This is a genomic window from Pseudoclavibacter terrae (assembly GCF_008831075.1).
Classification (GTDB): domain Bacteria; phylum Actinomycetota; class Actinomycetes; order Actinomycetales; family Microbacteriaceae; genus Pseudoclavibacter; species Pseudoclavibacter terrae.
The window spans coordinates 177,390-195,959 of the sequence record NZ_WBJX01000001.1 but is presented as its reverse complement, the minus strand read 5'-3'; the positions used below and the strand labels follow the sequence as shown (position 1 = coordinate 195,959).

Here is an 18,570-nt window from a genome sequence, read left to right as displayed (position 1 = left end):
CAACCCTCTGACGCGACTCGCAAGAATGGCGCGCCAAGTCGCGACCTTGTGGGGCGATTGGCGAAAAGGCGACGCCACATCCCGAGCATTCTGGGCAGCTCACGAGAAAGCCGCGCCAAGCAGACCTCACACCGCGATCGGCACGTTCACCTCGGTGACCCAGTTCTCGGGGTTTGGGTCGCGGCCGGGGCCGTGCACGTAGACATTGAAGATCGGCCCGGTTCTCGTGCGCTGCTGATCGGCAATCCAGGCACCCGCGGTGGCAGTCGCCTCGCTGATCGTCTCGAAACCGCCCCGATGTGTGACCGTCGCGACGCGCTGCTCGGGAAGCTCGACGACCTCATACCCATCGGGTACGGAGGCGCCGCGGTACTCGCGCCAGATCGCCATCTCGACGTCGGCATCGCGGTACTCGTCGTCGAAGTAGGTGGCACCGCCCAGGTCACCGAAGGCCTCCGGGTCGTGGGAGGTGAGCTCGGCGACCGGGCCGCGGAAGTTGACCCAGAGTGCCCCCTCAGACGGGTAGTCGGCGACGGTCCGCCGCAGGTAGAGCACGCGCAACGCCGGGAACGTGCGCTCGACGACGTCCAGCCGCCGCGCTCGCGCCTCGAGCTCCCCAAGCAGGTTCACTGCGAGCGCCTGCTGCTCGGCCACCCGTCGCGCCTCTGCCTTCAGCTCGTCGAGGTGCGATTGCAGCCGAAGCCGAAGCATGTCAGGCGAGTCGAAGAGCGGCAGGAGCTCGGCGATCGCCGGGATACCGCAGCCCGAGTCACGGAGCATCCGCACCCGTCCTGCATCTTGAAGTTGCCCGGGTGCGTAGCGTCGGTATCCGCTGAACTCGTCGACTTCGGCCGGCGCAAGCACGCCCCGCTCCGCATAATGCCGAAGCATGCGCACGCTCAGCCCCGAGTAGCGCGAGAACTCGCCGATGCTCATCAGGGTTCCGGGAAGCTCACGGTTCATGCGCCAAGTCTGGCACCGGGTTCCGTGTGCCGCCGATCACTGTCCAACATGAGGGCGATATCTGGCCCTCGGCCCGGTTTCTGTCCCGGATGGGCCAAATCTGCACTCATGTTGGACACGGATCGCGGGTAACCGCACCACCGCTGCCGCCCAGGAGCAGATCGCCGCCGCCGCACCAGCGTCCGTAGCCCTCGTCCTTCGGCCGACATCCGTGACGAACGCCCCGCGGACGTGGCTTTCGGGGCTGGAAGCGCCCATCCATAACGCAAGCTGGCCACGCTCCTGCCGCCCTTCGCGGCGACGATCTCGCCGCGCGACTGCGACGCACTGCCGACGTGCGTCCTACTTCCGGGCGGTCTGCGCGGCCCGGGCCGCCTCGCGCCTGAGGTCGCGCGCGGCGTCGGCCGCTGCGGCCTCCTCCGGTGTTGGCGCAGTGCCGCCGAGCACGCGCGGCTGCCACCACTTGCCGGTGCCGTCTTCGGGGTAGCTCGCCTGCAGCTCCCCGAGCAGCTCCTCCATGGTCGTTTTCAACGCAGCTGTGGCGGCCGCGGGGTCGTCGTCAGGGGCCACGTGGATGGGGGCGCCGAAGGAGTAGTGGACGGGGATGCCGATGCGCTCCCTCATCCTGATCTTGCGGTTCTTGGTGAGCAGCCGGTGCCCGCCCCATACGGCCACCGGGATGACCGGCACTCCGGCCTGGGCCGCGAGTCGGACGGCGCCGGTCTTGAAGTCGCGGATCGTGAACGACGCGCTGACGCCCGCTTCCGGGAACACTCCGATCAGCTCTCCGTCGCGCAGGGCGTCGGCGGCCTCGGCGAAGGCGTCGCCACCCGCCTTCATGTTCACGGGGATGTGCCGCATGCTGCGCATGAGCCGGCCGACGATTGGCTTCTCGAAGACGCTCTGCTTCGCCATGAAGCGGATGCGGCGGCGGTTGTGCAGCCATGTCGCGCATTCGACGAGTGCGAACTCGAGGTAGCCGAAGTGGGTCATCGCGATGACCGCGCCGCCCGTGTCGGGGATGTGCTGCCCACCGCGAACGGTGTGGCGAACGCGCAGCGCTGCGAACACTGTTCGACCGACCCCGATGGCAAATGAGTAGACGGGTTCGCGAGTCATGGGGGCTCCCTGGTCCAGGTGTGGGATGCCACCTTATTCGCGGCACCTGGGACGATTTCTGCACGCGCGCGGGGCCGGATCCGCTCCCCGCATCCGGCCCTTGCCAGTTGCTCTGCGCGGGTGCGATACTTACCTCACTGCACGTTCGTACGATTCATAGTGCAACTTTGTGCATTCATCCGCTAGGAGCAACTGACAATGGCTGTCCCCATCCCTGTACGGAGCCCGTTTCTCATCGTCAACCCGAAGGCCTACCTGACGGGCAGCGAGCTCATGAGATTGGCCCACCTCACCGACGAGCTGGCCGGAGACTTCAACATCGACGTCGTCTTCACCGCGCAGCACATCGACCTCCGGTCAGTCGTGGCCGAGACGACGAACCTCTGCGTCACCGCGCAGCACGTCGACCCGATCGTGCCAGGCCGCGGCATGGGGCACATCCTCGCCGAGGGGCTCGCCGAAGCCGGAGTCAAGGCCGTCGTGCTCAACCACGCCGAGCATCCCCTCACCTTGGCCGACCTCGACCGGACGATGCGCCGTTGCGAAGAGGTCGGTCTTGCAACCATCGTCTGCGCCGACTCCGACCTCCAGTGCCGAGCCGTCGCCGACCTCGACCCGTCCGGCATGATCTGCGAGCCCACCGCCAACATCGGCACAGGGCAGATGGATGCGGGCGACTACATCGAGCGCACGACCCAGATCGTGAAGAACGTCGACCCGGCGATCCTCGTCGTGCAGGCAGCCGGCGTCAGCCGCGGCGCCGACATCACGCGAGTCCTGCAGCAGGGCGCGGACTGCTCAGGCGGAACGAGCGGCATCATCAAGCACCCCGACTGGCGCGAGATCCTCACCGAGATGTTCCAGGCGCTCGCCGACCACCGAGACGCTCAAGCGACGGGTACCGCCGCATCCACAGCCGCCCCGGCCAACTAACGCCCGCTCCCTCAGAGAAGAGACCCGCACATGCTCATCGGACTCGACGAAGCGCTCCGCTACGCACAGAAGAACAACATCGCCATCGCGGCAGTCAACACCCCCTACTTCGAGGGGCTGCTCGGCACGATCGCCGCCGCCGAGAAGGCCGGGGTTCCCGTCATCCTGCAGCACGCGCAGGTGCACGAGAGCACCCTCTCCATCGACGACATCGGCCCGGCCATGTTGGCCCTCGCAACCCGCAGCGAGGCGCCGTTCGTGCTGCACGTCGACCACGGCGAGGACATCGACTACATCGCGCGCGGCCTCGACATCGGGTTCAACTCGGTCATGATCGACGGATCCACCCTCCCCTACGAGGAGAACGTCACCCGCACGACCGAAGTCGTGAAGCTCGCGAAGGCGCGCGGCGTCGGCGTCGAGGGCGAGCTCGGCGTCATGACCGGCAACGAGAACGGCGACCCCAGCCAGGGCATCGCCGACGAGACCCTGTACACCGAGCCAGCGCAGGCGAAGGAGTTCGTCGAGCGCACCGGCGTGACCGCGCTCGCCGCCTCATTCGGCACGGTGCACGGCATGTACCACCAGGAGCCGAAGCTCAACTACGCGCTCATCGAGCAGCTGCGCGACGCGACAGGCGTACCCATCGTCATGCACGGCGGCTCCGGCCTCAGCCTCGACGAGTACCACCAGTCCATCACCCGCGGCGTCCGCAAGATCAACTACTACACGTACGCGGCGAAGGCGGCACTGGATGCGGCACTCCGGGCCGCGGAGCAGCCCAACACGATCCTGTTCCCCAAGGTCGCGAAAGCCGTCTCGGCGCAGGTCGAAGGCGACGTCGCCGAGTTCATCCAGGCGCTTCGACCCGGCGCCTGAGCGGCGGCAGCCGATTCCCCGGCCAACTCCCCACTGACACCCGTCCGTGCGCCGAAGCACGCGCATCCACGACCACGAAGGAACACCGATGACCGTCACCCAGACCACCCTCCAGCTGCAGTCGCACGGGGGCACCCCCAGCTACATCGATGTCACCGCGCAGGTGAAGGAGGCGATCACCGCGAGCGGCATCACGACCGGCACGGTCACCGTCATCTCGCCCCATACGACGTGCGCCGTGTTCTTCGAGGAGTTCGTGCACGACCGCCTCGAGGACGGCACGGAGTTCCTGCAGGCCGACCTCGATGATGTCCTCGAGCGCATCACCCCGAACCAGACCGCCGTGCCACCCGAGGGCGAGTACCGGTACCCGGGGCCGGAGCACTACGCCGACGTGGAGTCGTGGCCGGATGCCGAGGTGTACCTGCCCGGCGGCGACAAGACGGCGCTGCTCAACGCGGAAGCGCACATCAAGGCGACGATCCTCGGGTCGAGCGAGGTGTTCGCGGTCATCGACGGCAAGCTCGGCGTCGGCGTCACCGGCTACATCTACTTCGTCGATTTCGACCGCACACGCGCCCGCGCGCGCAAGTGCCAGGTCGTCGTCATGGGCGAGTAGGCCGCCGGCTTCCTCGCTCCTGAACGCCGCCAACGTCGCCGGCGGTGTTCTACGTCCTGGGCTCTTGGTTCTGCCGTTCTGCGCTCCGGGCTCTGCGGTCTGGGCTCTGGGCTCGGGGCTCTGGGCTCTGGGCTCTGGGCTGAGCGCTCCGCGCTCAGGGCTCTGGGCTCTGGGCTCAGCGCTCAGCGCTCTGGGCCCTGCGCTCTGCGCTCTGCGCCCTGGGCTCCGCCACGAGTCCCGACTCCGCACGACTGCGCAGCCTGCGCGTTGAGCGCTGCCAGCCAACTGGCCCAAAAGCCCGCGCGAGAAGGGCCACATCACTGGCAGTGATGGCAGCCACGCCGCAGCAAGGGGCCATTTGCCTGGCAGCGTTCGCACCGAGCCCGGGACCGCAGCCACCAGCACTGATCGCCCCCGCGGCAGCGGTGGTGCGCAGCGCGGCAGCGCGGCAGCGCGGCAGCGCGGCAGCGCGGCAGCGCGGCAGCGCGGCAGCGCAGCGCGGCAGCGGCAGCGGCAGCGGCAGCGCGGCAGCGGCAGCGCGGCAGCGGCAGCGCGGCAGCGGCAGCGGCAGCGCGGCAGCGGCAGCGCGGCAGCGGCAGCGCAGCAGCGGCAGCGCGGCAGCGGCAGCGGGTCGGCTAGACGAGGTCCACGAGGGCGCGGGCGAGGTCTTCGTCGAGGATGACGCTGTCGAGGGCGCCCGTGTGCAGCGAGCCTGCGACTCCTGGGGCCTTCTCGGCGCCGGCCGCGAAGCCGACGACTTCGGGAATGGCGGCGAGCTGTTCGAGGGTGATGCCGATGACGCGCTCGGAGACGGGCGATCCGAGGGCGCGGCCGGATGCGTCGAAGAAGCGACCGCAGATGTCGCCGACCGGCTGCTGCGCGTCGAGGTCGGCGCGCTCGTCGTCGCTGAGGCGCATAGCGGAGACGATGTGGCGCGACGCGTGGAGGCCGTACGAGCCGATGCCGACGAACGCGAGCTGCACATCCGTCGCGCGCTTGATGGCGGACGAGATCGACGACTCGCGGGTGAGCGCGGCCCAGGTCTGCGGCGACTCGACGACGGCGGGCGATTCGAAGCGGAACGCCTTCGCACCCGATTTCTGCGACAGGCGCTCGAGGGCGGTGTTTCCGGCGGGCCCGGAGTCGAAGGGCATGCCGCCGACCAGCGGGCAGAGTGTCAGCGCGCGCCCCGTGGACTCGACGTGGATCTGCTCGACGAACGCGTCGATCGACTTGCCCCAGCTGAGCCCCACGGAGCCGACGGATGGCACTCGTTCCGCGAAGTAGTCGGCCGCCGCACCCGCCACCACGTCGAGCGGATGCCGTCCCGGGAGGTTCGCGACGACGACGGCGGCGCCGACGCCGAACGCATCCACGATCTGCTGCTCGAGCTCGCTCACGCGGCCGACGACGTGCGGGTCGTGGATGCGGATCTCGACGATGCCCTGGTCGCGGGCTGCCGAGAGGATGCGGGAGACGCTCGCGCGGGAGACGCCGAGGGCGCTCGCGACGTCGCTCTGGGAGAGCCCGTCGAGGTAGTAGAGGCGCGCTGCTCGGACGAGGGTCTCGGCGTTGCGAGGTGCTGGCATCCCGTCTGCTCCTTCGTCGTGGTGCGGCGGCGGCGGTGGATGTTGCGTGCGGGCGAGGCCCTGGACGACCGCGGCTCCCGAACTGTGCGTCCGCACTGCTCGGGAGCCGTTCCGGCACCGCACGCGGGGCGCGGCACCGGTGGTCCGGTTCACATGATCCTACCGAGCGGCAACGGCGCGGCAGGATGAGGAGGCCCTCAGACGCCGATGACTCCGGCGGCGACGAGCGAGTCCTGCAGGCGGCGCATGGCGATGAGCGGGCGGGTCTCGTCGAGCTCGACGTCGTCGTAGGAGACGATCTCGCCCGCCTTGATGTCGCGCTTCAGGATGCCGCCGGAGATGAGGCCGATCGGGATGGAGTTGTTGGCGCGAGCCTCGTCGGCGTCGACGGCCCAGCCGTGCACGTGGTGCCCGCCCATGCCCTCGAGCTTCGTGCCGGCGGCGAGGTCGAACTTCGCCTTGGAGGCGACCTCGGTGCGCCAGGTGATCGTCTGGAAGTCGGCGCGGCGTTCGAGCACGGCCTCGCTGATCGAGAGGATCGCCTCGACGGATGCGAGGTGGTAGGGGCGGTAGAGGGCGTAGTAGGGCCCCTTGCCGAGCTTCAGGTAGTCGAGCTCGTGCGTGACCACGTCGTCTTCCGACTTCACGACGACGAAGACGCCTGGTGCGACGTCACCCTCGACGGTGTACTCGACGGCTGGGGTGGAGGTGAGCACGCCGCCGTCCTCGACGGGGATGAGGGTCGTCGCGAGGGTCGCGATGTCGGCGGCGGGGCCGTGCATGCCCGGCTTGTTGACGGGGAAGCCGGTGGCGTTCGACAGCGACGCCATCTCGATCTGCGTCTTGGTGCCGTCGGTGAACTCGCACAGGATGCGCGGGTTCATGTTCTTCGCCTTCGCCTCTTCCATGACGTCTTCCGGCACGTCGGTGGGGCGGTTGGGGTTGTTCTTGCCCTTGCCCGCTGCGACGACGGTGAGGCCGAGGTCGGTGGCGTGCTCGACGAGCTTGAGGGCTTCGACGGGCTCGTCGCCGCGGCAGATCGTGTAGACCTGCTCGCCGGCGTTGGCGATGCTCGCGAGGAACAGGCCGACGGTCACGTCGGCCTCGACGGTCATGAGGGCGACGTCCTTCTTGCCGAGGAGCGACGCGTAGGCGACCTGCGCGGCGATCTCGGTGACGCCGGACACCTCGAGGACCACGTCCACTGGCAGCTTCGGGATGAGGAGGCCGTCGTTGATGACGACGGGGCGGCGGGCCTCGATGTGCTCGGCGACGACGGCGAGGTCGTTCTCGACCTGCACATCCGTGCGGCCGGCCCGGGTGTACGCATCCACTCCGCGCTCGACGGCGATGTCGGCGACGACCGCGACTTCCATGCCCTTGGCGCGTTCGATCTGGGCGATGAGGCCTGAGCCCATCTGACCTGCCCCCACCACGCCGACGCGGATGGGTCGGCCGAGTTCGGCTTCGCGCTGGATGAGGCGCTGCGTGTAGTTCATGTGCGTTCCTTTTGTGCGTGGTTCGTGGGCCTGGTGGCTGGTACGGGCTAGTTGCTGACGCGGGAGAGGCCGGCGAATTGCTTCGGCGCCGCGCCCTTGATGGCGGTCGGCTGACCGCGCTTGGCCTTGCCCTTCGCGGGCGGCAGCGGGACCTGCGCGCGCACCTGGTGGGGCAGCATGCTGATCGCCTGGCGCACGGCGGTTCCGAGGTGCTTGTGGCGGGCGGCCGCGCGGTCGAAGACCGTCTTCAGTGGCCCCTCGAGGTCGGGGGCTGGCTTCAGGCGACCGAAGACGCTGAAGCCGACGAGCGCGCGAGCCTCGACGACCTCGAGGGTCGTTGGGTCGACGAGCAGGACGACGATCGCGCCGCGGAAGGCGCCCTTGCCGCGTCCGCTCACGAGGTTGAGGTTCTTGCCCGCGTTGGCCTTCGCGATCTCGTTGACCTGGCGCATGTAGGCGCGCATCTGCACGACCGACATGAGCATGCTCACGACGAGTGCGAGCACGAGGACGGCGGGGAATCTCCAGTCCATGATCTAGGCCTCGTTCCGGCGCACGCTGACGAATGCGCCCTCGGTGGGGGTGGAGAGGGAGCCGGACGCCTGGATGGCGCCGGGGAGGAGCGCGGTGTCTTCCGCGTTCAGATAGAGCACAACGTGGCCGAGCTCCTGCAGGTTCGGGTTGGCGAGGTCGCCGACCGCGGTGACGGTCACGGCCTCGTCGCCGATCACGAACTCGTCGCCCGCCTGAACGGGCACGAACTCTCCCGTGTGCCCCTTGTGCACGAGGCTGACCTCGGCGAGGGCGTCCGGCACGGGTTCTCCGAAGAGGATGTAGACGCCGCCCTCGAACATGTCGTTCGCGTCGGGTCCGATGCGGGCGATTTCTGACTGCCAGATGGTCGTGGACACGTTGTGGTCCCTTTCTTGGTTCAGGTTCAGTGGATGCGCGGGCGGGCCGGCGTGCGGCCCGCCCGGCAGCACCTAGACGAGGAGGAAGGAGGCGAAGTAGGCGAGCACGACCGCGAGGGGCGACGTGATCTGCCTGGAGAAGAGCACGGCGGGAACACCGACCGCGACCGTCTCCGGCTCCGCCTCGCCGAGGGAGAGACCGACGGGGATGAAGTCGCAGCCGACCTGGCCGTTGACCGCGAAGAGCGTCGGCAGCGCGTACTGCACCGGCAGCGCACCGGCGGCGATCTGCGTGCCCATGAGCACGCCGACGACCTGGGCGATCGCGGCACCTGGGCCGAGGATCGGCGACAGGAACGGGAGGCCTGTGATGACGCCGAGCAGGATCAGGCCGATCGGGTTCGACGCGAGCGGCGACACCGCGTTGGCGATGAAGTCCGAAGCACCCGTGTACGTGACGACTCCGATGAGGAGCGACACGTACGCCATGAACGGCAGGATCGTGTTGAGCGTCAGCTTGATCGCCTGGCGGCCCGAGGAGAGCAGCGTGTTGATGAAGTAGCCGATGGCGTTGCCGAACTTCACGACGAAGCCCGTGAATCCGCTTCCCTGAGCTGCGACCCTGGCGCGCGCATCCGCCTTGGCCTTTGCCGCGATCTCCTCGGGGCTCTGCGCCGGCTTCTCCTGCGCGGCGGCAGCGCCGGCCGCCGCGGTGGCGTCGGCGTCGAGCGAGATCACGTCGCGGGGCGCGACGTCGGAGACGAAGATGTCCTCGGTGATGAACTGGGCGAGCGGGCCGCCTGGTTCACCCGGGTACACGTCGACGGTCGGGATGCGCTTCTTCGGGTACACGCCGATGCGCGCCGTGCCGCCGCAGTTGATGACCGCGCAGAGCACGTTCGCGTCTGGCACGTTGTTCTTGAAGCCGTCGACCGCCTCGGCGCCCGTGAGCTCCGCGATCTTCTGCGCGACGGGGTGGATGCCGCCGCCCGTGACCGAGAGGACGATGTTCTTCTCGGCGTTCGGCACGAGGGTCAGGCCGTCGCCCCAGCCACCGCGACCGCGGTTGACCTTGACGCCCTTGTAGTCGGCCGTTCCTGCTCCGCCGTTGTCGGCCGTGCCTGCGTTCGTGTTGTCAGCGTCTGTGCTCACAGGACACCACCTTCGGTCTTGGAGCCCTGGAGGTGGCCCTCGGCGTACATCTCGTCGAAGCGAGCGAACGTCGCCTCGTGGCCGCCGCGCTTGATGAGCACCTTCGTGATCCACTGCGTGGTTATGCCGCGGATGAAGATGACGACGATGCCGACCATGAAGTAGAGGGCGGCGAGGGTCGCGTACTTGTCGGGCGCGATGGAGAGGACTCCTGCGGAGATGCCGGTCCAGACGAACAGCTCACCCGCGTTGGCGTGCGGGAGGAACGCTGTGACGGGGTGCACGAAGGACACCGCGGAGTCGTAGAAGGCCGGCTTGTAGCGCTCCGGGAGGAAGCGGCCGAACGTGTACGCCATGGGGTTGGTCAGCATGATCACGGCGATGATCGGCATGACCGTGTAGCGCGTGATCGCGTACTTGCCTGCCCAGCGAACGGCGCGCGTGACGCGCTCTTCACCGATCCACGTGGTGACGGCGTACATTGCCGTGAGCAGCACGAGGAGCAGAGGGAGGATGCCGGTGATGAGACCCATGAGGCTCTCGGCGGAGGCATTGAAGAGGCCGATGAAGTTCTCGGCGATCCAGGTGATTACTTCCATGCCGGCTTCCCTCCCGACGTGTTCGCCGAGCTGTGCTCGGCGGTGCTGGCCGCGAGGGCGGCGAGCGGCGACTTAGACCGCATGTTCTGACTCCTTTGTCGGGGTGTGCACGAAGTTGCAAATAGATCTGATCGTTTGTGCACCTGCCGAAAGTGTAGGCACGAGCGCCCCCTCGCGCAAGAGGAGATTTGCGGCTGTTCGAAACGACTTCGATTCAGCTGACGGGCACTGACAGAACCTGTCTCCCACCGGTCGCTCGGCGTAGCGTTTCGGCATGAGCACCACGAACCTGACCCTCAACAACGGCGTCGAACTGCCCACCATCGGATTCGGCGTGTACCAGTCAGCACCAGAGGAGACGGCGGCCGCAGTCGCCGAGGCGCTGCGCGTCGGCTACCGACACATCGACACGGCGGCCGCCTACGGGAACGAGCGGGAAGTCGGGCAGGCGATCGCCGCATCCGGGCTCCCCCGCGACGAGATCTTCATCGAGACCAAGATCTGGATCAGCGACTACGGCTACGACGAGACCCTTCACGGCTTCGAGAAGTCTGCCGCCAAGCTCGGCGTCGAGCAGATCGACCTCCTGATCCTCCACCAGCCGCTCCCGACCGCCTGGGAGAAGACGATCGGCGCCTACCGTGCCCTCGAGCGCCTCCTGGCCGACGGCAAGGTGCGCGCGATCGGCGTGAGCAACTTCATGCCGGACCACCTCGCGGCGCTGCTGGAGGCGACCGACGTCGCGCCAGCCCTCAACCAGATCGAGCTGCACCCCTACTTCCAGCAGCGAGACGTGCAGGACGCGGATGCGCGCCACGGCATCCTCGACCAGGCCTGGTCGCCCATCGGCGGCATCACGTTCTACCGCGACGGCAACGGCGGGAGCACCCTCGAGGACTCGACCATCGGCGCCATCGCCGAAGCCCACGGCAAGAGCCCGGCGCGGGTCATGCTTCGCTGGCACGTGCAGGAGGGGCGCTCGGTGATCCCCAAGTCGGTCAAGCCGCACCGCATCGCCGAGAACTTCGACATCTTCGACTTCGAGCTCACCGCCGACGAGGTCGCCCAGATCGATGCGCTCGACAAGGCGGTGCGCCGCGGGCCCGAGCCCGAGTCGCTGACGCTCGAGGCCTACGGCATGCCCATCCCCGAGGCCTGATCGGCGGCGGGGCGCGTCTGAACCCGGGTCGCGGCGCTGGCTCCTCCGCGGGGGTCCAGCTTCCGGGACGAGACCTCAAGCACATGCCCGAAACGTGCGCCTGCACCGGTCTGGTCCCGGAAGCTGGCCAGCCACCCCGCCGTTGAGGCGGAAGCCATCGACTCCGGCATCGTGCGCGCGACCTTCGAGGCCCTTGCCGGGCGACGCGTCAGTGTCGCGCTTATGACCTCGATCGGGGCGACCGTCCACGACAGCGGCTACAACCGGGCCTCGCAGTCGCACGACTGGAAGCGTCGCGCTGAGCGCCTCGTGCGCGCGAGCGGCAGCGACGACACGATCGTGCGTCCGGGGCGGTTCGACGAGAGCGCCGCCGCGCATCCCGAGCCGCTGTTCCTGCGGGGCGATACGCGGCGCACTGGCTCGCCCGAGGACGACTCGGTCGCCCGCTCGCAGATCGCGCGGGTGCTCATCGAGAGCGTGACGGCTGCGGCGGCGAGCCGGAAGACGCTCGAACTCGTCGCAGAGCGTGGCCCCCGTCAGCCCGACCTCGACCCCGTCTTCGCAGCCTTGCAGGCAGACGCCGAAGGCGCGCTGGACGCAGCCCTCGACCCCGACACGCTCCCCCTCGACCGGGAGCCTGCCGCCTTCCCGGCGGAAATCGCCGAGGTCGCACGCCGCGGGCAGTCGGCGTCCGCGAACTGACGTTCAGGGCGTGCCTTGTAGGCGAGAGCTCCACGAGGCTGCTCCGCGTCAGCCCCGCTCCTGACAGCTACGGGCCGACCGGTGCGCACAAGTGCGACACTTTTCGCAGTGCGGGCCGCAGTTCGATGTGGCCCGCACTGATTCGTTGTCGCTGCTGAGTTCCCGCACTGCTGAGTTCCCATACTGCCGAGTTCACGCACTGCCGAGTTCACGCACTGCCGAGTTGACGCACTGTTGCGTTCCCATACTGCTGACAGTCAAGGTGACGTGAGCGAAGGCATGCGCAGCTACCTGGCCGCACGCAGACCCACGTCACCCTGGCTGTCGGCTCGCGAAGGCTGTGACGTCTGGGCCTTCGGTTGGAGATGCCTCCAACCTCGGCAGCCCCACCCACAGCCTCTCGTTCTCCGGTCGTGACAGTGAAGGTGACGTGAGCGGGAGATCCCACCCTCCCGTACTCCCGATGCCCCTGACGTCACCCTGGCTGTCAACTCACGAGGAAGCCCTCACTCGCACGGGTGACAGGTACTCGCGGGACCTCCCCTGGCAGCGCCGCCAGGCGTAGCTTGGACGCATGAACGATGTGCGCGAGCAGGTGAAGGACTTCCTCAGCTCCCGCCGGGCGAAGATCACCCCCGAACAGGCTGGCCTGCCGGCGTACGGTGGGAATCGCCGAGTCGCGGGGCTGCGTCGCGAGGAGGTCGCGATGCTCGCGGGCGTCTCGGTCGACTACTACGTGCGGCTCGAGCGCGGCAACCTTTCCGGTGCGTCCGAGAGCGTGCTCGACGCGATCGCCTCGACCCTGCAGCTCGACGAGGCGGAGCGCGAGCATCTTTTCAACCTCGCCAGGGCGAGCGCACCGTCGCGCCGAGCGTCGAAGAAGCAGCCCGGTGGGGAGCTGCGTCCAGCGGTCCGGCAGATGCTCGACGCCTTCTCGGAGGCCCCGGCGTGGGTGCGCAACGACCGGCACGACGTGCTCGCGGCCAACCGTCTCGGTCGGGCACTGTACTCCCCCGTCTTCGACGACCCGCGCCGCCCGGTGAACACGACGAGGTACATCTACCTGAACCCCGCCGCCCGTGACTTCTGGGTCGACTTCGACCGCATCGCCGCGGACGCCGCATCCATGTTGCGTATGGAGGCGGGCCGCAACCCGCACGACCCCAAGCTGCACCAGCTCATCGGTGAGCTGTCGACGCAGAGCGAGCTCTTCCGCGAGATGTGGGCTGCGAAGGACGTGAAGTTCCATCGCAGCGGCGTGAAGCGCCTGAACCACCCGGTCGTCGGCCTGCTCGAGTTGAACTTCGAGTCGCTGCCGCTGCCGAGCGAGCCGGGCCTGACGATGAACGTCTACACGGCCGCGGAGGGCAGCCCGAGCGCGGACGGGCTGCGGATGCTCGCGTCCTGGGCTGCCACGGAGCTCCCCGCAGGCGTCTCGCTGACCCACCAGCAGCAGTAGCGCGAGCACGTGGCGGCGCGCCTCCTGCCCGGCGCCCCCTCTCAGGCAAGGAGAGTGAGCCAGAAGCATCCGGAGTCGCTGCTTCCGGATGCTTCTGGCTCACTCCTACGGGGACGGAACGCGACGCACAGCCCCGCCAATCCGGAAGAGTGCCAGCAGGAAGTGTGAGCCGGAAGCACCCACCACCGAAGGTCACGGATGCGTCTGGCTCACTCTTGCGGGGCCAAGTCCGGCCAACAGAGCATTAGCGCCAGCGGTATCGCTGCCCCTCGTCGCTGCTCCTGAGCCGCTAGGCCTGCGGGTACTCCTCGGGCGTCAGCAGCTCACCCCAGACCGTCTCGGGTTCGTCGGAGTCGGGCCCTGGCGCCTCCCAGAGCGCGAGGTGGCACATGAAGTTGTCGGCGGATGCGCCGTGCCAGTACCACTCGCCGGCTGGCGTGTACACGGTGTCGCCTGGCCGCAGCTCGATGAGCTCTTCGCCCCGCGACTGCACGTACCCGTAGCCCTCGGTGACGTGCAGCGTCTGGCCGACAGCGTGGCGGTGCCAGGCCGTGTGCGCACCAGGGGTGAAGCGGACCAGGTTGAGGCGGGTACGCGATGGCTCGGTGCCCGCGTAGTAGGCGTTGAAGAAGACGTCGCCGGTGAACCACTCTGCTGGGCCCTTGATGGTCGGGCTCTTTGGCTGGAGTTCTGTGGTCATGACTCTGTTCCTCTCGTCTGGTGGTGCGCGCACGGCCGCGGCCGACTACATCTGGACGAGCACCTTGAGGGCTTCGCGCGCGTCCATGGCGGCGTAGCCGGCCGGCACCTCGTCGATGCCGATAGTGCGGTCGAAGACGCGACCCGGGTTGATGTCGCCGTTCAGGACCTGCTGGATCGCGGGTTCCATGTAGGCGCGCACAGGGGCCGGCCCACCGGTGAGGGTGACGTTCTTCCCGAAGAGCGAGCCGAAGCCGATGGGTGCGTCCTCGTACTGGGGCACGCCGACGCGCGAGATGACGCCGCCGGGACGGACGATGCCGTAGGCCTGCTCGTAGGCGGGCATGTGGCCGACGGCCTCGAGGACGACGTGGCTGCCCTCGCCGTTCGTGAGGTCCATGACCTTCCCGATGCCGTCGTCACCGCGCTCGGCGACGACGTCGGTTGCGCCGAACTCGACGCCGAGGTCGGTGCGGGAGGTGTGACGGCCCATGAGGATGATGCGCTCGGCGCCGAGCTGCTTGGCGGCGAGCACCGCGGAGAGTCCGACGGCGCCGTCACCGATGACGGTGACGGTCTTGCCCGCCTCGACACGGCCCATGTGGGCTGCGTGGTAGCCGGTGAGGTACACGTCGGAGAGCGTGAGGAGGCTCGCGGCGAGCTGTGCGTTCTCCCCGCGGCCGAGGGCGGCGGCGTCGACGCCGGGCACGACGACCAGGCTTCCGTCGGCCTGCGGGATGCGTGCGAGCTCGGCTTGCAGGCCGCCGATCTCTGGGCTGCCGTAGAAGCCGCCGTGGATGCACGACGTCTGCACGCCCTCGCGGCAGAACACGCACGTGTTGTCCTGGAACGCGAACGGGGCGATGACGAAGTCGCCGACCTTGAGGGTTGTGACGGCGGCGCCGATCTCCTCGACGATGCCGATGAGCTCGTGGCCCATCGGGGAGCCCTGCTCGCTGGCCTGCATCGAGTGGTACGGATGCAGGTCCGAGCCGCAGATGCACGCCTGCGTGACGCGGACGATCGCGTCGGTCGGCTGCTGGATGGTCGGGTCGGCGACGGTCTCGACTCGGACGTCGCCTGCTGCGTACATGAACGTTGCCTTCATGGGTGCCTCTCGTTGCGGTTCCGGGGACGGCGGCGGGTCCCGCCGCCCTTCTCTGGAGCACCGGCCGCCGCCGTTCCTCCATTGGATCGCTTCCAGCCTGCGCCCGGGAGGGGCCGGCGTGCCAGGTACTGGCATTGCCTGCTTGGGACGGTGGGCCAACGACGCATGTCCAACATGCGTGCAGATTCGGGCTGCGGGCGACGTTTTCGCGACTCAGGGGCCGATAGTGCACTGATGTTGGACAGGCCGTGCGAGGCACGGCGCTGCGTCGGCGCGGGCGACTGTGGTCGGCTTCCATGTTGATGCGAGCTCGCCGGGCGCGAAGGGCGCATCCGGGGCCGTCGCATCCCGGAGGGTGGCCAGCAGAGGCGGGCGGACGCGGCGACTCGGGCCAGGACAGCGCCCTGCACGACACGCCTACGCCTCGCCGGTGAGCCCTTCGTGGATGCGGCGCAGGTCCTCGATGAGCGAGCCGATGAGCACCCAGCTGCCGCCCTTCGGTGCTGAGACGACGAGCGGCGCGGTGAGCGCAGGAGGTTCGAGGATGAACGACTGCGGCTCCCCCGGTTCGTTTGGGATCAGGATGCGCGTGTCGTGCGCGGCCCGCCGCAGCTGCTCGGCGATGGCGATGGCCTGCGGCTCTTCGGCGAGCGTCGGCTCCCAGTGCTCGGCGACGGCGCGGGTCATGCCGGTGAGCTGCGTGACGATGGGGCGGAAGCGGTCGAGCAGCTCTTGGCATTCGACGAGTTCTTCGTGATGCCTGGACTTGCGCGGGTTGAAGGTGAGCGATTCGAGCCCGTCGGCGATGGAGTTCTCGGCGGCACCCGCCATGGGTCTGAGAAGACGCGCCTTGATGAGCAGCTCGGTGAGGCTCGCGGGGGTCTGCGGCTGCTCGATGGCGTCGGCGAGCCGTTCGAGCGACGCGGCGATCTCGTTGCCGAGCATCGCCGTGTCGCGCTGGGCCGGGGCGACGAGCACGGGCGGCAGGATGACGGCGTTGATGAGGAGACCGAAGGCGGCGCCGATGAGGGTCTCGAGGATGCGGTCGAGCGCGTACTCCGGGGTGGATGCGCCGAGCGCCAGCACGAGCATCGCGCTGATGGCGACCTGGTTGCTGGTCGTGGAGGTCATGCGCAGCAGCCACGCGACGAGCATCGCGACGACGATCGCGAGGAGGATCACCCACGACTGCGGGCCGAGGACGAGCGAGATGGCGCTCGCGACGGCGACGCCGATGACCACTCCGGCGCTGCGCTCGAGGGCTTTCGCGAACGACTGGTTGACGCTCGGCTGCACGACGAGCAGCGCGGCGACGGCCGCGAACACGGGCAGGGGACCTGGGATGAGCCAGCCAGCCAGCAGCCATGCTCCGACGGCGGCGATGGCTGTCTTCGCGACTTGCAATGCGGGCACGCGCTTGCTCGCCTGAATCCGGTCGAGGCCGGTGAGACGGGTGAGGGAGCGCACGAGTTCAGCGTAGGACGCCGGGCGGCGGCCACGCCCAGGCGTCGCCCAGCGGCACGGCTGCCTCGGCGAGGCGGCGGCCCGGCCGGCCACCCGCGCCCAGTGACGGGTCAGCCCATGACCGCCGTGAAGACCACGAACGCCAGCACGGTGATGAGGATGATCGCGAGGACGAAGACGGCGCCGGCGATCAGCAGCGCGAAGGCGACGGGATGCGCCTGCCACCAGGGCACGAGGCGCGGGTCGCGGGCGCGCAGCTGCGGAGGGGTGATCGGCTCGGGGACGGAGATCCACGGCACCCCGCGGCTCGCGAGGTCGTGCATGATGGCCGACAGCTGCTGGGTGGTCCACATCTGCCCCACGAGGATCAGCAGACGACGGTCGCGACCAGTGACGATGAGGTGGTGCGTCGGAGCCCCCGAGAAGCCGCCGAACGACATGCGGTCGACCGTGACGACGCTCGTGGCCTCGGCCTCGGCCGCGGCGAACCGGCGGGTGCGGAACATCCACTTGTGCTCGATCCAGCCGTCGCCGAACCGGATGTAGGTCTCCCGCATCGCCCAGCGCGCGAGCCAGATCGACAACGGCAGCGACCCGCCCACGAGCACGACGACGAGCACCCCGTAGCCGAAACCGAGCCAGAAGTCCTGGAGCGAGAAGATCACGACGAGCGCCAGGAGGATCGGTGCGAGGAAGGCGAGGCTGATCCAGGCTTGCCGCGCGTTCAGCGCGACGGCGCGGCGCTGGGTTTCCTCGGAGAGGCGTAGCTCGTGCATCAGAAGAGCCTAGGGCGTGTGCCCGTATCGTGGGCGGATGCCGAGACGCTCGCTGACCGCACCGCACGGGGTGGATGCGACGAACTCCGCCGTTGCCGGACCGCACGGCCGGGTTCCGGTGCGGACCTATGCCCCCGCCGACGGCTGTGCTGCGCGCTCACCGCGTCGCCCTGTCGTCTGGCTGCACGGTGGCGGCTTCTACTCCGGCGGCCTCGACCAGCCGGAGACGCACGAGGTCGCTCTTGCCTTGGCTCGGGCGGGATTCGAGGTGACGACCGTCGACTATCGACTCGTGCCCCTGGGCGGCCGGGACCGGGCAGAACGCGCGGGCGCGCCGGTTCCGAGCAGCGCCGGCGCCGGCCGTCAGCTCCGGCGGGAGGTCCGCTTCCCGATCCCGCTCGACGACGCGATGGCGGTCGTCGACTGGGTCAGCGCCCGGAGCGACGATGGGGTCGTGCTCGGCGGAGCGAGCGCCGGGGCGTGCCTCGCGGCGGCCGCGGCGTACCGTTACGAGCGCGCTGGGGCGTCTCCCCTGCGCGGGCTCTTCCTCGCCTACGGCACGTTCCACGCTGAGCTGCCGGAGCGCTCGCCCGAGCTGATGAGTCGTCTGCGCGGCAGCCGCCGCTACGTCCACACGCCCTGGTTGATCGGCGCGATGAACCTCAACTATGCGGGCAGCGCGGACGTACTGTCGCTTCCCGACGCGTTTCCCGGTGGGCACGATCTCACCGGGTTGCCGCCGTCGCTGGTCGTGGACGCGGACCGCGACGCGATGCGCGCATCCGGTTCCCTGTTCGCGAGGGAGCTCGCTGCGGCGGGCGTCGACACCGAGTACCGCGTGCTGCCCGGCAGTACGCACGCTTTCCTGAACCGGCGCCGCGACCCCGCGTTCACGCGCGGCGTCGACCTGATCGCCGAGTGGATGCGCGGGCTGGGCTGA

Annotated in this window: 19 protein-coding genes; 7 read left to right on the top strand and 12 right to left on the bottom strand. The window is 69.0% G+C overall.

Features of this window, described 5'->3' with window-relative positions:
- Positions 1 to 126: 126 nt before the first annotated feature.
- Complete coding sequence (locus tag F8O03_RS00995) at positions 127 to 963, bottom strand: MerR family transcriptional regulator (RefSeq protein ID WP_151422006.1); 837 nt, start codon at positions 961 to 963, stop codon at positions 127 to 129.
- A gap of 342 nt (positions 964 to 1,305) precedes the next feature.
- Positions 1,306 to 2,082: a lysophospholipid acyltransferase family protein gene (locus tag F8O03_RS00990; RefSeq protein WP_151422005.1), complete on the bottom strand. Its 777-nt coding sequence runs from the start codon at positions 2,080 to 2,082 to the stop codon at positions 1,306 to 1,308.
- Between the two features lie 198 nt (positions 2,083 to 2,280).
- Between F8O03_RS00990 and F8O03_RS00985 the strand changes: the two genes are divergently transcribed.
- The 3 genes from F8O03_RS00985 (at position 2,281) to F8O03_RS00975 (ending at position 4,513) form a co-directional block, all read left to right on the top strand.
- The gene (locus F8O03_RS00985; RefSeq protein ID WP_151422004.1) at positions 2,281 to 3,015 is read left to right on the top strand and encodes a triose-phosphate isomerase; all 735 of its coding nucleotides are present in this window, start codon (positions 2,281 to 2,283) and stop codon (positions 3,013 to 3,015) included.
- 30 nt (positions 3,016 to 3,045) lie between these two features.
- The gene (locus F8O03_RS00980; RefSeq protein WP_151422003.1) at positions 3,046 to 3,894 is read left to right on the top strand and encodes a class II fructose-bisphosphate aldolase; all 849 of its coding nucleotides are present in this window, start codon (positions 3,046 to 3,048) and stop codon (positions 3,892 to 3,894) included.
- An 88-nt stretch (positions 3,895 to 3,982) separates the two neighbouring features.
- Positions 3,983 to 4,513 carry a YjbQ family protein gene (locus F8O03_RS00975; RefSeq protein ID WP_151422002.1) on the top strand — a complete coding sequence of 177 codons (531 nt, stop codon included), beginning with the start codon at positions 3,983 to 3,985 and terminating at the stop codon, positions 4,511 to 4,513.
- A gap of 635 nt (positions 4,514 to 5,148) precedes the next feature.
- Here the strand turns inward: F8O03_RS00975 and F8O03_RS00965 are convergent.
- From F8O03_RS00965 to srlA, 6 genes are all read right to left on the bottom strand, one after another.
- Complete coding sequence (locus F8O03_RS00965) at positions 5,149 to 6,102, bottom strand: sugar-binding transcriptional regulator (RefSeq protein ID WP_151422000.1); 954 nt, start codon at positions 6,100 to 6,102, stop codon at positions 5,149 to 5,151.
- A 197-nt stretch (positions 6,103 to 6,299) separates the two neighbouring features.
- Entirely contained in the window at positions 6,300 to 7,601 is a 1,302-nt protein-coding gene (locus tag F8O03_RS00960; protein ID WP_104251558.1) for an NAD(P)H-dependent oxidoreductase, read from the bottom strand.
- 47 nt (positions 7,602 to 7,648) lie between these two features.
- Entirely contained in the window at positions 7,649 to 8,134 is a 486-nt protein-coding gene (locus tag F8O03_RS00955) for a transcriptional regulator GutM (RefSeq protein ID WP_151421999.1), read from the bottom strand.
- A gap of 3 nt (positions 8,135 to 8,137) precedes the next feature.
- Positions 8,138 to 8,512: a PTS glucitol/sorbitol transporter subunit IIA gene (locus F8O03_RS00950; protein ID WP_151421998.1), complete on the bottom strand. Its 375-nt coding sequence runs from the start codon at positions 8,510 to 8,512 to the stop codon at positions 8,138 to 8,140.
- A gap of 72 nt (positions 8,513 to 8,584) precedes the next feature.
- The gene (gene srlE, locus F8O03_RS00945) at positions 8,585 to 9,664 is read right to left on the bottom strand and encodes a PTS glucitol/sorbitol transporter subunit IIB (protein ID WP_104251555.1); all 1,080 of its coding nucleotides are present in this window, start codon (positions 9,662 to 9,664) and stop codon (positions 8,585 to 8,587) included.
- Entirely contained in the window at positions 9,661 to 10,263 is a 603-nt protein-coding gene (gene srlA / locus F8O03_RS00940; protein WP_104251554.1) for a PTS glucitol/sorbitol transporter subunit IIC, read from the bottom strand. Before srlA ends, srlE begins: the two co-directional genes overlap by 4 nt.
- A 274-nt stretch (positions 10,264 to 10,537) precedes the next feature.
- Between srlA and F8O03_RS00935 the strand changes: the two genes are divergently transcribed.
- The 3 genes from F8O03_RS00935 to F8O03_RS00925 all read left to right on the top strand — a co-directional run bounded on the left by F8O03_RS00935 (position 10,538) and on the right by F8O03_RS00925 (position 13,583).
- Positions 10,538 to 11,422, top strand: a complete 885-nt coding sequence (locus F8O03_RS00935) for an aldo/keto reductase (RefSeq protein WP_151421997.1) — start codon at positions 10,538 to 10,540, stop codon at positions 11,420 to 11,422.
- Between the two features lie 171 nt (positions 11,423 to 11,593).
- Positions 11,594 to 12,124 (top strand): NAD(P)H-binding protein, encoded by a 531-nt coding sequence (locus F8O03_RS00930; protein ID WP_167516427.1) that lies wholly within the window; start codon positions 11,594 to 11,596, stop codon positions 12,122 to 12,124.
- Positions 12,125 to 12,698: 574 nt separating this feature from the next.
- Complete coding sequence (locus F8O03_RS00925; protein WP_151421995.1) at positions 12,699 to 13,583, top strand: helix-turn-helix transcriptional regulator; 885 nt, start codon at positions 12,699 to 12,701, stop codon at positions 13,581 to 13,583.
- 289 nt (positions 13,584 to 13,872) lie between these two features.
- Here F8O03_RS00925 and F8O03_RS00920 read toward each other — a convergent pair whose 3' ends face one another.
- The 4 genes from F8O03_RS00920 to F8O03_RS00905 form a co-directional block, all read right to left on the bottom strand.
- A complete protein-coding gene (locus F8O03_RS00920; protein WP_151421994.1) occupies positions 13,873 to 14,283 on the bottom strand; it encodes a (R)-mandelonitrile lyase in 411 nt (136 codons plus the stop codon).
- Positions 14,284 to 14,328: 45 nt separating this feature from the next.
- Complete coding sequence (locus F8O03_RS00915) at positions 14,329 to 15,390, bottom strand: zinc-binding dehydrogenase (protein WP_208851768.1); 1,062 nt, start codon at positions 15,388 to 15,390, stop codon at positions 14,329 to 14,331.
- 417 nt (positions 15,391 to 15,807) lie between these two features.
- Entirely contained in the window at positions 15,808 to 16,857 is a 1,050-nt protein-coding gene (locus F8O03_RS00910; RefSeq protein ID WP_208851767.1) for an FUSC family protein, read from the bottom strand.
- A 107-nt stretch (positions 16,858 to 16,964) separates the two neighbouring features.
- Positions 16,965 to 17,630 (bottom strand): hypothetical protein, encoded by a 666-nt coding sequence (locus tag F8O03_RS00905; protein ID WP_151421993.1) that lies wholly within the window; start codon positions 17,628 to 17,630, stop codon positions 16,965 to 16,967.
- A gap of 37 nt (positions 17,631 to 17,667) precedes the next feature.
- Between F8O03_RS00905 and F8O03_RS00900 the strand changes: the two genes are divergently transcribed.
- Positions 17,668 to 18,570, top strand: coding sequence for an alpha/beta hydrolase (locus F8O03_RS00900; RefSeq protein ID WP_151421992.1), 903 nt, complete (start codon positions 17,668 to 17,670; stop codon positions 18,568 to 18,570).

What these genes read in the sequence shown, in the direction of transcription:
- F8O03_RS00995 (WP_151422006.1), bottom strand. Translation starts at nt 963, where the DNA reads ATGAACCGTGAGCTTCCCGGAACCCTGATGAGCATCGGCGAGTTCTCG.
- F8O03_RS00990 (WP_151422005.1), bottom strand. Translation starts at nt 2,082, where the DNA reads ATGACTCGCGAACCCGTCTACTCATTTGCCATCGGGGTCGGTCGAACA.
- F8O03_RS00985 (WP_151422004.1), top strand. Translation starts at nt 2,281, where the DNA reads ATGGCTGTCCCCATCCCTGTACGGAGCCCGTTTCTCATCGTCAACCCG.
- F8O03_RS00980 (WP_151422003.1), top strand. Translation starts at nt 3,046, where the DNA reads ATGCTCATCGGACTCGACGAAGCGCTCCGCTACGCACAGAAGAACAAC.
- F8O03_RS00975 (WP_151422002.1), top strand. Translation starts at nt 3,983, where the DNA reads ATGACCGTCACCCAGACCACCCTCCAGCTGCAGTCGCACGGGGGCACC.
- F8O03_RS00965 (WP_151422000.1), bottom strand. Translation starts at nt 6,102, where the DNA reads ATGCCAGCACCTCGCAACGCCGAGACCCTCGTCCGAGCAGCGCGCCTC.
- F8O03_RS00960 (WP_104251558.1), bottom strand. Translation starts at nt 7,601, where the DNA reads ATGAACTACACGCAGCGCCTCATCCAGCGCGAAGCCGAACTCGGCCGA.
- F8O03_RS00955 (WP_151421999.1), bottom strand. Translation starts at nt 8,134, where the DNA reads ATGGACTGGAGATTCCCCGCCGTCCTCGTGCTCGCACTCGTCGTGAGC.
- srlA (WP_104251554.1), bottom strand. Translation starts at nt 10,263, where the DNA reads ATGGAAGTAATCACCTGGATCGCCGAGAACTTCATCGGCCTCTTCAAT.
- F8O03_RS00935 (WP_151421997.1), top strand. Translation starts at nt 10,538, where the DNA reads ATGAGCACCACGAACCTGACCCTCAACAACGGCGTCGAACTGCCCACC.
- F8O03_RS00925 (WP_151421995.1), top strand. Translation starts at nt 12,699, where the DNA reads ATGAACGATGTGCGCGAGCAGGTGAAGGACTTCCTCAGCTCCCGCCGG.
- F8O03_RS00920 (WP_151421994.1), bottom strand. Translation starts at nt 14,283, where the DNA reads ATGACCACAGAACTCCAGCCAAAGAGCCCGACCATCAAGGGCCCAGCA.
- F8O03_RS00915 (WP_208851768.1), bottom strand. Translation starts at nt 15,390, where the DNA reads ATGAAGGCAACGTTCATGTACGCAGCAGGCGACGTCCGAGTCGAGACC.
- F8O03_RS00905 (WP_151421993.1), bottom strand. Translation starts at nt 17,630, where the DNA reads ATGCACGAGCTACGCCTCTCCGAGGAAACCCAGCGCCGCGCCGTCGCG.
- F8O03_RS00900 (WP_151421992.1), top strand. Translation starts at nt 17,668, where the DNA reads ATGCCGAGACGCTCGCTGACCGCACCGCACGGGGTGGATGCGACGAAC.